The organism is Pararhizobium sp. PWRC1-1 (assembly GCF_049897905.1).
In the GTDB taxonomy this organism is placed as follows: Bacteria; Pseudomonadota; Alphaproteobacteria; order Rhizobiales; family Rhizobiaceae; genus Pararhizobium.
In genome coordinates this window covers 150493-167805 of the sequence record NZ_JAFCXE010000005.1, presented here as the reverse complement: position 1 = coordinate 167805, position 17313 = coordinate 150493, and the positions used below count along the sequence as shown (strand labels likewise).

Here is a 17313-nt window from a genome sequence, read left to right as displayed (position 1 = left end):
CGGATTGTGTTCACGGCCTGCTCCTCAGAAGCTTTCATTGCGGAAGGCGGCCGTCGATACCATCAGGTAATCTTTCGGCATGCTGCTCCCCGCGGGACGCAGGTTGGTGATGTAAGGGCGGACGAGATCGGTGATCACTTCCCAGCGGTAGTATGCCCGTACAATGTTGATTGTTGTCGGGCCGCCCGGAAGAAACGTAAAACCCTTGGTGTCGAGATCGGAATTGGCGCCTGCGACCCGCGGGATAGCTTCTGGAATCTTTGAAAAGTCCGAGAAACTGCGAACATCGATAAACAGTTTTTCGGGTGTTTTGGCTTCTGTCGCCGAGCAGGTCATGATGATCGAGATTTCAGCGCAAAAAGCCTTGCGAAAATTCTCCTCGGTCATCGTGGACGTAATTTCGCCGGTTCTGATCTTGCGAGCCATCGTCTCTGTCGCATTGGCGAGAAGCTGCTCTGCTGTGAAGGCGGCGAACGTCTCAAGCGATGCGAAGAGAACCATCATGAAAGGTAGAGCGAGAAGCGCAAATTCGATCGCCGATGTCCCGGATTTGTCCCGAAACAGCCGTTTCAACACGCCGCGGCGGCGCCTGGGCTGGGTATCCCCAGCCTGACCGGCTGTTACATTTCCATCATGGGTGTTCAACATCTCGCCATTCCGTCACGCGTCATACGATGAGGGATATTAGGAACCGACTGTTGATATTTCGTATGCAAGAACTGTGGTAATTTGAATCGAAAAACTCACCGGATGGTAAGAAACCGGCGATGGGCACAAGCCCAGGCGTATTGGCCGCACATGCTGCTCGCAACACAATCCGTGCCGCGCCGATATTGGCAATGGTGGCGCACTCTCGGTTTTGAATACGCAGTCAGTTTGCAACTGCGGTCTTCTGTGTAGCGTGCTCTTCGCAATTTGGTGTGCAGGAGAGAACGGAGCGAACTGTTTGGCGGAAAACACGCACCGTGTTTCCTTCGTCGATCGACACAAGGATTCGCTCGTCAACAATGGCATTGCCATCGGTGTCGAGGACCACAAGGTTTGTCGTTCCAAAGGACCTGCCTGTCAGAACGATAGTTTTGGCATCTGCGACGGTAGCGTCTGCCACGTCCGAGTTGCCAATAATGACTTTGCTGACGGGCCGGTCGAGCTTCAGGACGCGCGCGTGATTCATGTAGACGTTCAGCATCTCTTCGGCGGCACCTGCAGGTATTGCCAGTGAAGTGAGCAGCGTAAGACTTGCAAAGGCCGTTGTCAGCAATCGGGCACCGATAGCGGTGTTCTGCAAATTCATAGCTGTTTTCCTGATGATGCGGTCGCTCCAACATCCACCGTTTTGGTGAACGAAGCGTTAAGTGGCTGCCGCAATTAACGCTTGTGAGATCCGCAGCCCCTCGTCTGGTACGGGTTTTTGCTGAAGGGTAGAGTTTTATACTTTAAGTTACCTGTATTTTTACCATGACGGGCGGCGCTGAGCGTTAACATGTCGGTAACTGTTTTCTTTAAGCGGATTGAAATTCACGCTGTGTAGGTTCGCTTCATCCGATCAACGGAAACAGTTGGCGGAAGTGCTGAACAAACAAGTGAAGTAGGAGAAATGACATGACCAAGATTTTCGCACGTTTCATGAAAGATGAGTCCGGCGCGACCGCGATCGAATACGGCCTGATCGCCGCTCTCATCTCCGTCGCTCTTATCACCGGTGCAACAACGCTCGGTTCGACGTTGAACGTGGCATTCACCGACCTAAGCACCAAGATGACGACCGCTGACGGTAAGTTCTAGTCTGTTGCATTTTACGTCGAGAAGCCGCCCCTTTTGGGGCGGTTTTTCTTATTGTAGCGCCGCCGGTTTTGCCGAGTTGGCATTTCGTTAAGTCAATGGGTGTATGCTCGGACGAAGGCGTTTTTAGTCCGTCGGGTTCTCTTGGCGCTTGCAAACTTGAAAATTGGGGACGATGCGCATGATTGAAGCCGCCATTTTCGTCATCTTTCCGTTGTGCCTGGCGATCGCTGCGTTCTCCGATCTTTTTACGATGACCATCCCGAACCGGGTATCGGCCATTTTGCTCGGTGCCTTTATCCTGATAGGCCCTGCGGCCGGTCTCAGTCTGCCGATGATCGGTATGCACCTCGCTACGGGCCTGATTGTCTTTGCAGCGTGTTTCACGCTTTTTGCGCTGAACATCATGGGTGGGGGTGACGCGAAACTGTTGACGGCAAGCGCCGTCTGGTTTGGCTTCAACAGTTCATTGATTGAGTTTCTCATCTACGTGTCGTTCTTCGGTGGTGTCCTGACGATCCTGATCCTGATGTTACGCAGGCAGGAGAACACCATTCTTGCGGCCGGCCTCCCGGTGCCGCACCTTTTATTCACAGCCAACAAAATTCCCTACGGCATTGCAATCGGGTTTGGCGGCTTCCTTGCCTATCCCTCATCGCCACTGATGATGGCTGCGCTTGCCCGATTGCATTAATCTCTTCGTTTCATCGTGAACCGGTAGTGATCACTCTGCGATGCATTCGCAGTGGTGTTTGTGCTTTTCTGGCACAAATCATTTGTTAACCACGAATGTAAGTGGCCCGTTAACCATAACTACACCAATTGCTGATCAATCTGCAGCCAGCATATTCTTGGGCTGCAGGGACATATCATGAAACCGGTGCGCGTTATTATTCTGGCAGTTGCTGTCGCATCGGCGGGGTTGGCTGGATTCCTGGCTCTCAACCTGACCGGCGGGCAGACCGTGGTCACCAATGCCGAGCCGGTCATCGAGCGAGCGCCGACCGTCAATGTTCTCGTCGCCAGCAAGAGCCTGCCGGTTGGTTCGCGGCTTGATCCCGATGCCGTCCATTGGGTCTCCTGGCCGAAGGATGGTGTCGTCGAGGGTCTGATAACCGAGGAACTTCGCCCGAACGCCGTCACCGATCTTCAGGGCGTCGTTGTGCGCCTGCCAATCTTCAATGGCGAGCCAGTACGCCAGGAAAAGATTGCGGACTCCTCGAGCCGTATCATGTCGTCATTGCTCCCAGCCGGTAAACGCGCCGTGGCCACTGAAATTACCGTGGCAACCGGTGCCGGCGGCTTCATTCTTCCAAACGACCGCGTTGACGTCATCATGGTGCGCAAGGGTGAGGCGGACAGTTTCCTGACGGAGACGGTTCTCAGCAACGTTCGCGTGCTCGCGATCGATCAGCAGGTCGAGGAAAAGGATGATGGCTCCAAGTCGGTGGTCGGTACGACAGCGACGCTGGAACTGACGCCCGACCAGTCGAAAGTCATGACGGTTGCCCAGCAGATGGCGGATCGCCTGTCGCTGGCGTTGCGCAGTGTCGCAGATGCGCAGGAGCCGGATACCATCGGAGCCGACTATTTGCTGAGCGGGGACGGCCGCCCGTCCATTCAGGTCATCAAATCGGGTTCGATCGTCAAAGGCGATGGCAACTCGTCGATGATCCAAGCGAAATAATGTGAGCGGGAGCGGAACGTGAACCGGATCGGAAACAAACTTCGCAGCTCTGTCGCAGGTGGACTGGCCTTTTGTCTGGCTTTTTCAGGCATGCCCGCAGAGACCTTCGTCGCGGAAGCTGCATCACAGTCTCTGGTCCGCATCGTCGATAGCGGTCCGGGCGTCAAGAAAACCATCAAACTTGGGCTGAACAAGGCCGTCGTTATCGATCTTCCCGCAGATGCGCATGACATTCTCGTCGCCGATCCGATGCTGGCGGATGCCGTAACGCGAACGTCCCGCCGCATCTATCTTTTTGGCAAGATGGTCGGCCAGACGAACATCTTTGTGTTCGGTCCCGGCGGCCAGGAAATCGTCAGTCTTGATCTGGAGATCGAACGCGATATTTCCGGCCTCGAAGCCAACCTCCGCCGTTTCCTGCCGGATTCCGATATTAAGGTCGAGATCATCTCGGACAATATCGTCCTCACCGGCACAGTTCGCACGCCGTTGGACTCGACCCGTGTCGAGGAGCTCGCCAGCGCCTTTATCAAGGGCGGTGAAGCGACCACCCGCAATATCACGGCACAGGGCAACAACGGCGACGCGTCCATCTTTGCTGAACGCCGCCAGGTTTCGCAGATCGTTAATCTGTTGAAGATTGATGGTGAAGACCAGGTCATGCTGAAGGTGACCGTGGCCGAAGTCTCGCGCCAGGTGGTAAAGCAACTCGGATTTAATGGATCAATATCTGATGGCTCCAATGGCATACAGTTTCAAAACCCTGCCAATCTAGGTGCTGCTGCCGCGCTGGGGGCATCACGAGTGTTGACCGGCACGATTGGCGGGCTCAACCTCGCCAGCTACGTCAACGCTATGGAGCAAGCGGGCGTTATGCGCACGCTTGCTGAGCCAAGCTTGACAGCCATTTCCGGTCAGGAGGCAAAGTTTTACGTTGGCGGTGAATTCCGGATTGCTGGGGTCCAGGAAGTCGAAATTGACGACGAGACCGGTAGGCCTACCGTCACACGTGAGACAAATGATGTCGAATACGGCATTCGGCTGAATTTCAAACCTGTGGTCCTTGGGCCTGGCCGGATCAGTTTGAACATCAACACCGAAGTATCGGAGCCGACCTACGAGGGCTCGGCCGTAACTGGTAATGGCAGTATGGTCGGTATTCCGGGGGCGACATACATGTCAATTCGCCGCCGCGAAGCATCAACCAGCGTCGAACTCCCTTCGGGCGGGTCGATTGTGATTGCCGGTCTTGTTCAGGACAACATCCGCCAAGCCCTATCCGGATTTCCTGGTGTGTCCAAGATTCCTATCCTGGGTACTTTGTTCCGCAGCAAAGATTTCCAGCGCAATGAGACCGAACTCGTCATTATCGCGACACCCTATCTGGTACGTCCGGTGGCGCGCGGCGACCTGTCGCGTCCGGATGACAATTTCAATCCGACCGACGATCTGTCCAGCGCGTTTCTCGGCGAGGTCAATCGGATTTACGGCAACCGTCAGGCGGCCCCCACCGGGCCGTATCACGGCAATGTCGGGTTTATCTACAAATAGGCGGAGCTGGACATGACGACGACGATCATCCTGAACCGCAATATGAAAAGGCAGTCGACCATGCGGCCACACACCTCCACTGGTCCCGTCCGCTTTGCAAGGCTTCTTGCGATCGGCGCTCTGTTGGTAGCGGGCACAAGTCTAGCAAGCTGCGCCAACCGCGACGGCATGTCGACGGGAGCGCTCCCGGACGACTACCGGACACGGCACCCGATCGTGATCGCAGAAGCGGAACATGCGATCGACGTGCCGGTGGCTTCCACCGACAGACATCTGACCAAAGGTGCGCGTGACGTGATCCGCGGCTTTGCGCAAAGTTACACCAATTCAGCGACAGGAACTGTCCAGATTCTGTTGCCGAGGGGCTCGGGCAATGCCTATGCCGCATCCGCACTCCGCAAGGAAATTCGCGGTGTGCTGGTTGGTTCCGGCATTCCGGCCAACCGGCTGGTTGAGGTAAGCTATCAGGCGAATTCCGGCGGCGATGCAGCGCCGGTAAGGCTCAGCTACACCGCGATCACGGCAAAGACGGCTCCGTGCGGCAACTGGCCGAAGGATCTCGTCTCCAACACGATCGAGAACAAGAATTACGAAAACTTCGGCTGTGCGAGCCAGTCCAATCTTGCCGCGCAAATTGCCAACCCGATGGATTTGCTTGGCCCACGCGCCATGTCGCCGATTGACGCCGTCCAGCGCGGCAAGGTGATCAGCGATTACCGCGGCATAGACGCAGGCTCCGATCCCGGGAGCCCCACGATCAACTTCAACTGACACTCCGGGCGGCTTGAAGGGACAACATGATGAGCACGATTGACTACAAGATCGAGACCGCAAAGAGCGATCCTGACGATATCCTAGATGCAGTCCGCCCAAGTGATGTTGATCATCTGCGGCCGCTTCCGCGGATATCCGTTCATGCCTTCTGCGAAACGGATGCGTTGCAGCGGGTAATGGAACGTTGCGGCCAGGACCGGCGGATGAGCAAGGTCAGCTTCAAGATCAATAGCGGCTCGATCACGGCCGCTGCCAACATGTTCTCGTCTGTACCGACCCCAAACCTGATCATTTTGGAAACGGCGACCGAGCCGCGCTTGCTGATGCAGGAACTGGCGCCGCTCGCCGCCGTGTGCGACCCAAGCACCAAGGTGATCCTTATTGGCCGCTACAATGATATCCCGCTCTATCGCGACCTCATTCGCAACGGCATCTCCGAATACATGGTCGCCCCGGTCTCCATGCCTGATATACTCGGTGCAATCGCTACCATCTTCGTTGACCCGGAAGCCGAACCACTAGGCCGCAGCATCGCCTTTATCGGCGCCAAGGGCGGCGTCGGCTCTTCGACCCTGGCGCATAATTGCGCCTGGGGTATTTCCAATCTGTTTTCCACCGAAGTTGTGCTAGCCGACCTCGACTTGCCCTATGGTACTGCCAATATCAATTTCGATCAGGATCCGCCGCAGGGCATTTCTGAGGCTGTTTTCTCGCCGGAACGCCTCGATGAAGTCTTCCTGGATCGCCTTTTGACGAAGTGCTCCGAGCATCTTTCGTTGCTCGCAGCCCCCTCCATGCTCGACCGGCCCTATGATTTCGATGCAACGGCGTTCCAGCCGCTCATGGAAATCCTTCTGCGCAATGCGCCGGTCTCCGTCCTCGACGTACCTCATCTTTGGTCGGACTGGACCCGCACGGTGTTAGCCGAGGCGGACGAGGTGGTGGTGACGGCGGTGCCGGACCTTGCCAATCTGCGCAATGCCAAGAACCTGTTCGATTCCATGAAGAAGATCCGGCCGAACGACAAGATGCCGCATCTGGTGTTGAACCAGGTCGGGCTGCCGAAAAGGCCGGAGATATCAGCGGCTGATTTCTGTGATTCTCTTGAGGTCGAGCCGGTCGCGATCATTCCCTTCGATGTGGTGTTGTTTGGAAATGCCGCAAATAGCGGCCGGATGATAGCCGAGATCGACAAGAAGGCACCGACGGCAGAGACATTTTCACAGCTTGCCCATCTCCTGACGGGCCGCGCCACAGCCAAGAAAGCCAAGAAGGGCGGCCTTGGCAAGGTACTTGGGATGCTTGGCCGCAAGTAATTGACAGTCAACGAAAACCGGATTGAGCGCATGTTTGGTAAACGAGGAAACGACGGCTTCGGCAAGGGGGGATCGATCAGTCCGCCGGTGCAACCGCTTGCCTCCGCCACTGCGATAGCCGTCGCCGAGCGGCCGGCTACACCCGTGCTTGCCGAACCTGTGCGCGAAGCGATGCCCGTTACGCGGGCGCAACCGCTACCGGTACCTGTTCGCAAAAAGGCCGCCCGTAACGAGGACTATTACGACACCAAGTCGCAGGTATTTTCGGCGCTGATCGACACGATCGATCTTTCACAGCTCGCCAAGCTCGATAACGAGAGCGCGCGCGAGGAAATCCGTGATATCGTCAATGACATCATCACGATCAAGAATTTCGCGATGTCGATCTCCGAGCAGGAGGAGTTACTCGAAGATATCTGTAATGACGTGCTCGGTTATGGCCCGCTCGAGCCACTTCTCGCCCGCGACGATATCGCTGATATCATGGTCAATGGCGCCGGCCAGACGTTCATCGAAGTGAACGGCAAGACGATCGAATCCGAGGTGCGTTTCCGCGACAACGCTCAGCTTCTGTCGATCTGCCAGCGTATTGTCTCCCAAGTGGGACGCCGGGTCGATGAATCCTCTCCAATCTGCGACGCGCGTCTTCCCGACGGCTCCCGCGTCAACGTCATCGCCCCGCCGCTCGCCATCGACGGCACGGTTCTCACCATCCGCAAATTCAAGAAGGACAAGCTGAAGCTCGATCAGCTGGTCAAATTCGGTGCAATCACGCCGGAAGGTGCAGTTCTTCTCCAGATCATCGGACGGGTTCGATGCAATGTGGTCATTTCAGGCGGTACCGGTTCCGGTAAAACCACGCTCCTAAATTGCCTGACCGGCTATATCGATCTCGAAGAGCGCGTCATCACCTGTGAGGATACGGCCGAACTGCAGCTGCAGCAGCCGCATGTCGTTCGTCTTGAAACCCGCCCGCCAAATATCGAAGGTGAGGGCGAGATCACTATGCGCGATCTCATCAAAAACTGCCTGCGTATGCGGCCCGAACGCATCATCGTCGGCGAAGTTCGCGGACCGGAGGTTTTCGACCTTTTGCAGGCAATGAACACCGGCCACGACGGCTCGATGGGCACCATCCATGCCAACACGCCACGCGAATGCCTGAGCCGTATGGAATCGATGATCGCCATGGGCGGCTACACGCTGCCAGCCAAGACGGTGCGTGAAATTATTGCCGGCTCCATCGACGTCATCATCCAGGCCGCGCGTCTGCGCGACGGTTCACGCCGCATCACCCACATTACCGAAGTTGTTGGCATGGAAGGCGATGTGATCATCACGCAGGACCTGATGCGCTACGAATTGGATGGCGAAGATGCCAATGGCAAGATCATCGGCCGCCACAAGTCGACAGGCATTGGCCGCCCGCATTTCTGGGATCGTGCCCGCTATTTCAATGAAGACAAGCGGCTGGCGGCGACGCTCGATGCGATGGAAAAGGACTGAGTGTCTTCATGTTCGGAATAGATATCACCATTCTGGCGATTGTCGGTCTCGTCGCACTTTCGACGGCCGGGCTTGCCTATGGCATTCTGTTCACGCGCATCGAAACGGAGAAGAAGGCCGAGAGCCGCGTTCGCAAGGTTAAATCTGCTGAAGCCGACAGGATTCAAGTCAAGGCGGCGCGCGACCGCATGAACGAAATGTCCAAACGGCGGAAATCCGTTCAGGATTCGCTGAAGGACCTTGAGAAGAAGCAGCTGGAAAAAACGGCCAAGGCTAAGCCAAATATGAAGGCTAGGCTCATGCAGGCCGGTCTCAAGATCACGATACCGCAGTTTTACATCGCGAGTGCCGTCTTCGGTGCCGTTGCCAGCTTGCTGGCGTTGATTGCCGGTTTGCAACTGCCCGTGATCGCCGGAATTTTTCTCATCGGTACAGCCGGGGTTCCTCGCTGGTTCCTTAGTTTCATGATCAAGCGTCGCAGCAACGCCTTTCTTAATGAATTTCCGAACGCGCTCGACATTATGGTGCGATCGATCAAGTCTGGTTTGCCACTGAACGACGCCATCCGGTTGATTGCTGTAGACGGCCAGGAACCTGTCAGGGCAGAATTCAAGCGCGTCATCGAGGCGCAGCAAGTTGGCCTGAACATTCCCGAGGCCTGTGCCCGGATGATCAACAGTATCCCCCTGCCGGAGGTCAATTTCTTCGCCATCGTCATCGCCATTCAAGCTCAGGCGGGCGGCAATCTTTCTGAAGCGCTTGGAAACCTCAGCAAGGTCCTGCGCGAGCGGAGGAAGATGAAAGCAAAGGTACAGGCGCTCTCCATGGAGGCAAAAGCGTCTGCGTGCATCATCGGTGCGCTGCCTTTCATCGTTTCATTCATGGTTTACATGACCTCACCGGATTACATGATGATCCTGTTCACCGACCCGCGCGGGCATATCATTATGGGTGTTTCGGCAGTGTGGATGAGCATCGGCATCTGGGTCATGCGCAACATGATCAATTTTGACATCTAGAAGGAGCCGGCATGATCAGTACCCTGACCAATCCGAACGTCATCGTCGCCTTCCTGGTTGTCGTGGCTGTGCTGGCGACATTTTATTCCTTGGCGGTACCGTTTCTGGAGCGGGGAAACCTGGAAAAGCGAATGAAGTCGGTTGCGACCGAACGCGACTTGATCCGCGCCCGTGAGCGCGCGCGCCTCAATGCCGAAATCAGTGGCGGTAAGGCGTCGTTGCGCGCTCAGAACAACACGTCGGCCCGTCAGATCGTCGAGCGGCTGAACCTGCGCAAGGCGCTTGTCGACGAGAACACTGTCAACCGGCTGAAATCGGCCGGCTACCGGTCGCAGAACGCGCTCAACATGTTTCTGGTCGCGCGGCTGTGCCTGCCATTCCTATTTCTGGCAGTCGGCACCTTCTACATCTTCTTCCTTGGTTATCTCGGCGAAAAACCGTTTCCAATGCGGCTTCTGGCCGTTATTGGCATCGGATATCTCGGCTTTTACGCGCCGAACATCTTTATCTCCAACGCAGTGTCCAAGCGCCAGCATTCGATCCGCAGGGCGTGGCCGAATGCGCTCGATCTGCTCTTGATCTGCGTGGAATCGGGTATTTCGACGGAACTCGCCATGCGTCGTGTGGCGGACGAAATCGCCGAACAGTCGGCACCTCTTGCCGAAGAACTGGTTCTGACGACGGCCGAGCTGTCGTTTCTACCCGACCGGCGCGTGGCGCTGGAAAATCTCGGCATCCGGACCGGGCTTGACGATGTGAAAGCGGTGATGCAAGCCCTGATCCAGGCCGACCGTTACGGCACGCCGATCGCTCAGGCCTTGCGCGTGCTTGCCCAGGAAAGCCGCGACCAGCGCATGAACGAGGCGGAAAAGAAAGCAGCGGCATTGCCCCCGAAGCTGACCGTGCCGATGATTCTGTTCTTCCTTCCGGTACTGGTCGCCGTTATTCTCGGTCCTGCCGGCATTCAGGTCTCAGACAAGTTCTAATACCGGCGAGTTTTGACGGCAGCAAAGTCGGTGTGCGGTGCTCACCGGTGTTTTCTCATCGCCCCCGATGGACCCGGACGGTGTTGAGCAGCTTTTTATGAGTTTTTGATAGGCCGGATCGCGGCAGCACATGTGTGGCAATACCGTGCGTGCTAACTTACAGCGGCCAAAGCCAGGCCCAGGAAGCGGTGCTGGCGGGAAGGCTGGTCGGCTTACCTTTAGTTCGTGCCCTTGTCGTCCTTGGCCAGTTTCTGCCAGGCGTTTTGCTGGGACATGATCGAGCGCAGATATTTGACATTGGCTTCGGCCTGATCCGGCGAAAGCTCCTGGCGTGCTATCTGTTCTGCTTCGGCAAACCGTCCCTGCAAACCGACGGCAAGCGCCAGGTTCTGCCGGACGCTGCTGTCGGCGCCAGACTGGCTGACAGCTGATTTCAGATAGGTTTCCGCCGTCTTCAGATCCTTGTTGAGCAAATACGACATGCCGAGATTGGACAACACTGTCGGTTCGTTCGGTTGAATGTCCAGCGCCTCGCGGTAACGCTGGCGTGCTTCGCCTGCGCGGCCGAGTTGATCGAGGATCGCGCCTTCGGCTGATTTCAGTTTCCAATCCGGGCGGTCAGGGGTCTGGGCGCGGGTAATCGTGTTCAGAGCCTGTTCCAGCTGGCCTGCGGCGGCTTGTGATTTACCATAGGCGGCAAGAACCTCGCGGTCGGCCGGGAAATTGATCGCCACCTGTTGCATCACTGCCAGTGCCTGCTCGTTTCGGCCGGTCATGCGCAGCATGTTGGCATAGTTCAGCCCGGCGGCGCGATCCTTCGGATTGCGCTCATAGGCTTTGCCGATGCTTTCCGCTGCCGCCGAAAGTTCGGTAGCGTTCATCGACTGGACGGGCTTGGAAAAATTGGCGGAGGGGATGGAGCCTGTCGTCAGCTCCTTCTTCTGCGTACCGCAACTGGCCAGCGTCACCGCGAGGATCACCATCGCGGTTCCCCGCAGGAACCGGTTACTCGAAAAAGACGTCTGTCCGTGTGAATTCATCGCCAATGCCCCTAAGCATTTTCGCACCGGACGCAAATCCCCAACATAACGGCGCAATCTTCACTCCAGCAATAATCTGTTAACCCTAACAGAGCGTTAATCGGGTGATTCTGCACCATTTCCTTCCGAAGGGTTTCCATGGCTTCCTATCAATTCATCGACCGTCCATCGCCGTTCAATACCAGCGGTGGCAAAACCCTGCCGATTTTCGCGGTAACGCCCGCCCATATCGATATCGGCGCCATCGATCCGATCGCACTCGACTGGGCCCGCAGGGCTGGCTTCAAGGCCGAGTCCGGCGCGGTCTTGTTGATCCCCTCGGAGGAAGGTCATCTTGGCGGCGCACTGTTCGGGCTCGGCGCCAATCCTTCAGAAGCGCCGTTCCTGACGGGTAAGCTGGCACGGACATTACCGGCCGGGAAATGGCATATCGAGACTGCGCCACTGACGGCAAACCGGTTAGCGCTGGGTTACGGCCTCGGCTCCTACAGCTTCGATCGCTACAAGGCTGCGGTCAAGGAAGCGCCGACCTTGATGATCCCGGCCGATGCCCATGCCGCCGACATCAAACGGCAGATCGCCGGCGTCTTCCTCGCCCGCGATCTGATCAACATGCCGACCAACGACATGGGCCCGAATGCGCTGGAAGAAGCGTTTCGGGCGCTGGGGGAACATTACAAGGCCAAGGTCTCGGTCGTTTCAGGCGACGATCTGCTGAAGCAGAATTTCCCGCTGATCCACACGGTTGGCCGCGCCAGTGCCGAGGCGCCGCGTCTGCTTGAGTTACGCTGGGGCAAGAAAGGTCACCGCAAGGTGACGCTAGTCGGTAAGGGTGTCTGCTTCGATACCGGCGGCCTTGATATCAAATCGGCCGCTTCCATGCTGTTGATGAAGAAGGATATGGGCGGGGCTGCCAATGTCATGGGGCTCGCCCTGATGATCATGGACGCCAAGCTGAAGGTCGATTTGCGTGTGCTCGTGCCGGTGGTCGAGAATTCGATCTCCGCCAATGCCTTCCGCCCGGGCGACATCTATCGCAGCCGCAAGGGCCTGACGGTGCAGATCGACAACACCGATGCCGAGGGCAGGCTGATCCTTGCGGATGCCTTGGCTTACGCAGACGAGGAAGAGACCGATCTGTTGATCGATATGGCGACGCTGACGGGCGCTGCCCGGGTTGCGCTTGGTCCCGACCTGCCGCCTTTCTACACTGACGACGAGGATCTGGCCCATGATCTGACGGAATCGAGCCTGACGGTCGATGATCCGATGTGGCGCATGCCGCTCTACAAGGGCTACGAGAAGGATATCTCGGCCCGCATCGCCGACCTTACCAACGCGCCCTCGGGCGGCATGGCCGGATCAATCACCGCGGCCTTGTTTCTCAAGCGCTTCGTCACCAATGCCAAGAGCTGGGCCCATTTCGATATCTTCGGCTGGGCACCGGCTGAGCGCCCGCATTCGCCCCTCGGCGGCGAGGCACAGGCCATCCGCGCGCTGTATCATTTGATTGCCAACGGCAAGAAATGATCTTCGGCCACTGCTCGATATGAGCATGGCCCCTGTCCGTCCGGACCAGGGGCCATGCTTCAATCAATGTATCCGAAACCGATAGCCTATTCGTTGATCAGCCGTTTCAACAGCTCGATCTCATGCGACAGCTTGGTGTCGCCGGTGATCAGGTCCTCGATCTTGCGCACGGCATGTAGCACGGTGGTGTGATCGCGCCCGCCAAAGCGGCGGCCGATTTCCGGGAAAGAGCGGGGCGTCAGGGTTTTTGCCAGATACATGGCAATCTGGCGCGGCTTGACGATGACGCGAGTGCGGCGGTTGGACACCAGCTCCTGGCGCGAGACGTTGTAGTGCTTGGCAACGACACGCTGGATGTCCTCGATGCGCACCCGGCGCGGCTCGCCGGCGTTGACCAGATGGCCGAGCAGTTCATCGACGCGTTCGATCGACAGCGTTGGCTCAAACGAGAGCCGGAAGAGCAGCTGGTTGAAGGCGCCTTCGAGTTCGCGGCCGCTGGCCGTGATGTTGCGGGCGACATGGCTGAGGATATTGGCGGGAATGTCGAGCGACGCATCGTCCAGACGGACGACCTCAAGGCGGCGCTTGAGGATTTCGAGACGCATCTCGTAATCTGGGCCTTCCATCTCGATGGCAACGCCGCCCTGCAGACGCGAGCGGACGCGCGGATCAAGCGATTCCAGCTCCCAAGGCGCGCGGTCGGCAGCAACGACAACCTGCTTGGCGCTGTCGAGCAGCATGTTGAGAAGGTGGCAGAATTCGTGCTGGATCGACTTGCCCTGCAGAAACTGCATGTCGTCGATGACTAGAAGATCGATGTTGCGCAGGGTTTCCTTCAAGGACAGCGCATCATTGTCGCGAATGGCTGTTGCAAAACGCCACATGAAATATTCCGCCGTCAGATAGACGACGCGGGGTGCGCGTGCACTCTGGATCGCGGCAGTAGCGATCGCCTGCAAAAGGTGGGTCTTGCCGAGGCCGACCGTCGAGTGAATGAACAGCGGGTTGAAGCGCACGGCACCGGCGCCGGCTTCGGCGATCGTCTTGGCGGCGGCAAGGGCAACGCGATTCGAGGAACCTTCGACGAAGCTCTCGAATGTGTAGCGTGAATCCAGCGGCGAACCGAATAGGGGACCTGCAACCGGCTGCATCTTTTGAAGATTGCCGACAGTGTTGGCAGCATGATGGGCAAGCGACTGCGGCACTGAACGGCGCGACGCTGCGGGCGTTGCCGTATCGCTGTGGTTTGCCTGTGCTACATCCTCCTGAAGACCGGGCCGGGCGCTGCGCGTTGCACTGCGCACGACAATCTCCACCTTCAGGATCTCGGCATCTTCCTGCTGGAAGATGTTGGTGATCTGGTCGAGGTAACGGTTGTTGATCCAGGACTTCAGAAAGGTCGTCGGAACAGAAAGCCGCACGACACTCTTGGAAACGGACTGCAGCTTCAGCCGGCCAAACCAGCTGGCAAAAACATCAGGACCGACCTGGGCCTTCAAACGCGCACTGACCCGCTCGAAAAGTGCGCTCTGCATGATGTCGCCCTTTTCTCCCGCCGTCCCGTCAGACTGTTTTACCGAAATCTGACGTGCATTCTCCCCATTCTCGAATACGATCGCCGCCGTCACTGAATTACCAAGCATATTGCCGCCTTCCAATATCATTCCGCGACGCCGACATTGCTGCCGGCGTCAGCCTTTATGTCTGTCTCGTGCGGCCCTTTTTCAAAGGCATGCCGCCCAATTCAAACGCTCTCCGTACCGCAAGAGGAATCCTCATCCTCCTCTCGTGGTCCGGTTTTGTGCAAAATCCATTTGGCATAACCAAACGCATGTCCCGCTTGCACAATTCATTCCAGTATCCGGTCAGGCCTCGTGTCCTTTCCGGGTCCGTCCATTTCTGAACCGGCCGTCCCGACCCTCGTTACAAGAAGGGCAGGCCAGTTTGTCGATAATGCGTCCTCATCCGCATATCGGCGTCCGTCCATGCATTCGGCAGCAAAAGCCGCGAAGTGCATTGTCCGGCGTATCAGGCAGCCTCAATCATTCACAACCAGAAGTCACGGAGTGTCATTCCGGGCAAACATATTGCACAGCTGAAAACGCTCTGTTCTGATTGATGGAACGTTGTGGAACCACCCCGTTACAAAAGGTTTAAGTGAAATTGCGCCGCCTGTTGAAAGGCTGCCTTTCACAGGTATGTCCCGCGCCTTCTGTGGACGCATTTAGGCAGGATCGTGGCACAAGATCAATCGCGAATTTTAACACTTGGGAAGGCTCGGGCGTTGACTCTCATAGCGTGTCCTGCATGGACCATAGCCCGGCGGAAGAGAATCGCTTTTGAATCAAGGGCTTTGAATTTTCGCTCGGAAGTTAGCTGGCGAAAAACAAAAAAAATAAAAAATTTCTTGACTCGTTTAGAGCCCCGAGAGGCCTCGGCAGGAGGCGGGTGAGTCTGAGTATCCTCCCGCAACCGTTTGATTTCGTTTAAAAATTTCTGTCATTGCGATGACACAATAACTTGCACAAGGATTAACCATCAGTGTGCCGGAAGTATGAATCTGAAAAGCCCGGTCATGGACCGGGCTAAATCATTGACGATATTTTAATAAGCCGGCTTAAGCCGAAAGCGACTTTACGCGGCTCGCAAGACGCGAAACCTTGCGCGATGCCGTATTGGCATGCAGCACGCCCTTGGTGGCGGCGCGCATCAGTTCCGGCTGGGCTGCCTTCAGGGCTGCCTGGGCAAGAACCTGATCACCGGAAGCGATGGCTTCTTCAACCTTGCGGATGAAGCCGCGAACGCGCGAACGGCGGGACTTGTTGACTTCCGTGCGGCGGGCGATCTTGCGGGTCGCTTTTTTCGCCGAAGTTGTATTGGCCATTTGGTGTCTCTCTTCGAAATCTGACAAAAACTCTCAACCGCCGTGCCGGGTCACTGCGACCTGTCGTCCAAGCAAGTAGGGAGCAATATCGGAAAACCTTGGAGCGGCTTTCCAAACTGTGGGCGGCATATAGCCTTAAACACTGCCTGCGTCAACGCGCTATTTTCGAAAACGCGGCTAGAGGGACTCCGCTGCCGGGGTCCGCTATTTCTGGCATTTCGGGCAATAGAAGGTCGATCGGCCCGCTTGAACGACACGGGCGATGGTTCCGCCGCAGCCCGGTGTCCGGCAGGGCTCGCCTTCGCGATCGTAGACAGAGAACGAATGCTGGAAGTAGCCCAGCGTGCCGTCCGTCTGGATATGGTCGCGCAACGACGACCCGCCGGCAGCAATGGCATCGGCAATGACGGCGCGGATCGCCTCGGTCAGGAGCACCAGCGTCGCCTTCGGTTTTCCCTTTGCATCCACCAGCGTGCCCGCAGCCCGCAGGGGCGACAGGCCGGAGCGCCACAGTGCTTCGCAGACATAGATATTGCCAAGGCCGGCAATGTTCTTCTGGTCGAGCAGCGCCGATTTCAACGGCTGCGCCTTGCCGGAAAAACGCGCGGCCAGATAGGCGGCATCGAGCACGTTGCCGGTCGGCTCTTCGCCAAGCTCGCGGAAGAAGGCGTGGTTCGCCAGCACGTCACGCCGGGCAAGGTCCATGAAACCGAAGCGGCGCGGGTCGTTGTAGATGACGCGGGCAGGGCCTTTTGCTCCCTCCAGATGAAAAACGACGTGATCGTGCTTTTCGCTTTTGCCGCGGGGTGTGTGAAAATCTCCGGGTGTCTCGGATGCCAGGCCGTCTTCCACCCGGAAGGACCCGGACATGCCAAGATGGGCGATGATTACGTCACCGCCCTCCAGGTCGATCAAAAGGTATTTTGCCCGCCGCCCAAGCGAGACGATGCGCCGTCCCGAGACCAGCGTTGCGAAGTCGATCGGGAAGGGAAAGCGCAGGTCCGGACGGCGCAGCTCGGCCCGCACCAGCAGCGCGCCTTCCATTGCGGGCGTCAGGCCCCGCCTGACCGTTTCCACCTCGGGAAGTTCCGGCATTCCTATCTCCTAACCATGCGCCAACGGGCCGGGGTCATTTGGCAATTCCATTCGCAGCGCACATATCCTATAGCAGGCCGCCACGGGCGCGAATGCCGCAGGCCGCTATCTGCCGCAGAGATAGCGTGGATGAAGCGAATTCG

General features: G+C 57.4%; 16 protein-coding genes. 10 read left to right on the top strand and 6 right to left on the bottom strand.

Annotation, left to right across the window (positions count from 1 at the left end):
• Window positions 1–24: 24 nt before the first annotated feature.
• Window positions 25–648 carry a TadE/TadG family type IV pilus assembly protein gene (locus ACP7E0_RS10540; RefSeq protein ID WP_426124762.1) on the bottom strand — a complete coding sequence of 208 codons (624 nt, stop codon included), beginning with the start codon at window positions 646–648 and terminating at the stop codon, window positions 25–27.
• Window positions 649–871: 223 nt separating this feature from the next.
• Window positions 872–1294, bottom strand: coding sequence for a pilus assembly protein N-terminal domain-containing protein (locus ACP7E0_RS10535; protein WP_426124761.1), 423 nt, complete (start codon window positions 1292–1294; stop codon window positions 872–874).
• A gap of 308 nt (window positions 1295–1602) precedes the next feature.
• On the opposite strand from ACP7E0_RS10535, the gene ACP7E0_RS10530 reads away from it, so the two are divergent.
• The 9 genes from ACP7E0_RS10530 to ACP7E0_RS10490 all read left to right on the top strand — a co-directional run bounded on the left by ACP7E0_RS10530 (window position 1603) and on the right by ACP7E0_RS10490 (window position 10621).
• Window positions 1603–1785 (top strand): Flp family type IVb pilin, encoded by a 183-nt coding sequence (locus ACP7E0_RS10530; protein ID WP_426124759.1) that lies wholly within the window; start codon window positions 1603–1605, stop codon window positions 1783–1785.
• 178 nt (window positions 1786–1963) lie between these two features.
• Window positions 1964–2476, top strand: a complete 513-nt coding sequence (locus tag ACP7E0_RS10525; RefSeq protein WP_426124757.1) for an A24 family peptidase — start codon at window positions 1964–1966, stop codon at window positions 2474–2476.
• Between the two features lie 177 nt (window positions 2477–2653).
• A complete protein-coding gene (gene cpaB / locus ACP7E0_RS10520) occupies window positions 2654–3469 on the top strand; it encodes a Flp pilus assembly protein CpaB (RefSeq protein ID WP_426124756.1) in 816 nt (271 codons plus the stop codon).
• Between the two features lie 18 nt (window positions 3470–3487).
• Window positions 3488–5020: a type II and III secretion system protein family protein gene (locus tag ACP7E0_RS10515; protein WP_426124755.1), complete on the top strand. Its 1533-nt coding sequence runs from the start codon at window positions 3488–3490 to the stop codon at window positions 5018–5020.
• 60 nt (window positions 5021–5080) lie between these two features.
• On the top strand, window positions 5081–5791 hold the full coding sequence (locus ACP7E0_RS10510) for a CpaD family pilus assembly protein (protein ID WP_426124948.1): 711 nt from the start codon (window positions 5081–5083) through the stop codon (window positions 5789–5791).
• Window positions 5792–5820: 29 nt separating this feature from the next.
• Window positions 5821–7110 (top strand): AAA family ATPase, encoded by a 1290-nt coding sequence (locus tag ACP7E0_RS10505; protein WP_426124947.1) that lies wholly within the window; start codon window positions 5821–5823, stop codon window positions 7108–7110.
• 30 nt (window positions 7111–7140) lie between these two features.
• On the top strand, window positions 7141–8616 hold the full coding sequence (locus ACP7E0_RS10500) for a CpaF family protein (RefSeq protein ID WP_426124754.1): 1476 nt from the start codon (window positions 7141–7143) through the stop codon (window positions 8614–8616).
• Window positions 8617–8624: 8 nt separating this feature from the next.
• The gene (locus ACP7E0_RS10495; protein ID WP_426124753.1) at window positions 8625–9635 is read left to right on the top strand and encodes a type II secretion system F family protein; all 1011 of its coding nucleotides are present in this window, start codon (window positions 8625–8627) and stop codon (window positions 9633–9635) included.
• An 11-nt stretch (window positions 9636–9646) separates the two neighbouring features.
• Window positions 9647–10621 carry a type II secretion system F family protein gene (locus tag ACP7E0_RS10490; protein ID WP_113313618.1) on the top strand — a complete coding sequence of 325 codons (975 nt, stop codon included), beginning with the start codon at window positions 9647–9649 and terminating at the stop codon, window positions 10619–10621.
• 218 nt (window positions 10622–10839) lie between these two features.
• Here the strand turns inward: ACP7E0_RS10490 and ACP7E0_RS10485 are convergent, their stop codons facing one another.
• Window positions 10840–11661 (bottom strand): tetratricopeptide repeat protein, encoded by an 822-nt coding sequence (locus ACP7E0_RS10485; protein ID WP_426124752.1) that lies wholly within the window; start codon window positions 11659–11661, stop codon window positions 10840–10842.
• Window positions 11662–11799: 138 nt separating this feature from the next.
• Here ACP7E0_RS10485 and ACP7E0_RS10480 point away from each other — a divergent pair, with 138 nt between their 5' ends.
• Window positions 11800–13191 (top strand): leucyl aminopeptidase family protein, encoded by a 1392-nt coding sequence (locus ACP7E0_RS10480; RefSeq protein WP_426124751.1) that lies wholly within the window; start codon window positions 11800–11802, stop codon window positions 13189–13191.
• An 86-nt stretch (window positions 13192–13277) separates the two neighbouring features.
• Here the strand turns inward: ACP7E0_RS10480 and dnaA are convergent, their stop codons facing one another.
• From dnaA to mutM, 3 genes are all read right to left on the bottom strand, one after another.
• Window positions 13278–14729, bottom strand: a complete 1452-nt coding sequence (gene dnaA / locus ACP7E0_RS10475; RefSeq protein WP_426124946.1) for a chromosomal replication initiator protein DnaA — start codon at window positions 14727–14729, stop codon at window positions 13278–13280.
• Between the two features lie 1079 nt (window positions 14730–15808).
• The gene (gene rpsT / locus ACP7E0_RS10470) at window positions 15809–16075 is read right to left on the bottom strand and encodes a 30S ribosomal protein S20 (protein WP_068951970.1); all 267 of its coding nucleotides are present in this window, start codon (window positions 16073–16075) and stop codon (window positions 15809–15811) included.
• Window positions 16076–16279: 204 nt separating this feature from the next.
• On the bottom strand, window positions 16280–17170 hold the full coding sequence (gene mutM, locus ACP7E0_RS10465) for a bifunctional DNA-formamidopyrimidine glycosylase/DNA-(apurinic or apyrimidinic site) lyase (RefSeq protein WP_426124750.1): 891 nt from the start codon (window positions 17168–17170) through the stop codon (window positions 16280–16282).
• Between the last annotated feature and the right edge of the window lie 143 nt (window positions 17171–17313).

What these genes read in the sequence shown, in the direction of transcription:
- ACP7E0_RS10535 (WP_426124761.1), bottom strand. Translation starts at nt 1,294, where the DNA reads ATGAATTTGCAGAACACCGCTATCGGTGCCCGATTGCTGACAACGGCC.
- mutM (WP_426124750.1), bottom strand. Translation starts at nt 17,170, where the DNA reads ATGCCGGAACTTCCCGAGGTGGAAACGGTCAGGCGGGGCCTGACGCCC.
- ACP7E0_RS10510 (WP_426124948.1), top strand. Translation starts at nt 5,081, where the DNA reads ATGCGGCCACACACCTCCACTGGTCCCGTCCGCTTTGCAAGGCTTCTT.
- ACP7E0_RS10485 (WP_426124752.1), bottom strand. Translation starts at nt 11,661, where the DNA reads ATGAATTCACACGGACAGACGTCTTTTTCGAGTAACCGGTTCCTGCGG.
- ACP7E0_RS10525 (WP_426124757.1), top strand. Translation starts at nt 1,964, where the DNA reads ATGATTGAAGCCGCCATTTTCGTCATCTTTCCGTTGTGCCTGGCGATC.
- rpsT (WP_068951970.1), bottom strand. Translation starts at nt 16,075, where the DNA reads ATGGCCAATACAACTTCGGCGAAAAAAGCGACCCGCAAGATCGCCCGC.
- ACP7E0_RS10505 (WP_426124947.1), top strand. Translation starts at nt 5,821, where the DNA reads ATGAGCACGATTGACTACAAGATCGAGACCGCAAAGAGCGATCCTGAC.
- cpaB (WP_426124756.1), top strand. Translation starts at nt 2,654, where the DNA reads ATGAAACCGGTGCGCGTTATTATTCTGGCAGTTGCTGTCGCATCGGCG.
- ACP7E0_RS10500 (WP_426124754.1), top strand. Translation starts at nt 7,141, where the DNA reads ATGTTTGGTAAACGAGGAAACGACGGCTTCGGCAAGGGGGGATCGATC.
- ACP7E0_RS10540 (WP_426124762.1), bottom strand. Translation starts at nt 648, where the DNA reads ATGTTGAACACCCATGATGGAAATGTAACAGCCGGTCAGGCTGGGGAT.
- ACP7E0_RS10480 (WP_426124751.1), top strand. Translation starts at nt 11,800, where the DNA reads ATGGCTTCCTATCAATTCATCGACCGTCCATCGCCGTTCAATACCAGC.
- ACP7E0_RS10490 (WP_113313618.1), top strand. Translation starts at nt 9,647, where the DNA reads ATGATCAGTACCCTGACCAATCCGAACGTCATCGTCGCCTTCCTGGTT.
- ACP7E0_RS10530 (WP_426124759.1), top strand. Translation starts at nt 1,603, where the DNA reads ATGACCAAGATTTTCGCACGTTTCATGAAAGATGAGTCCGGCGCGACC.
- ACP7E0_RS10495 (WP_426124753.1), top strand. Translation starts at nt 8,625, where the DNA reads ATGTTCGGAATAGATATCACCATTCTGGCGATTGTCGGTCTCGTCGCA.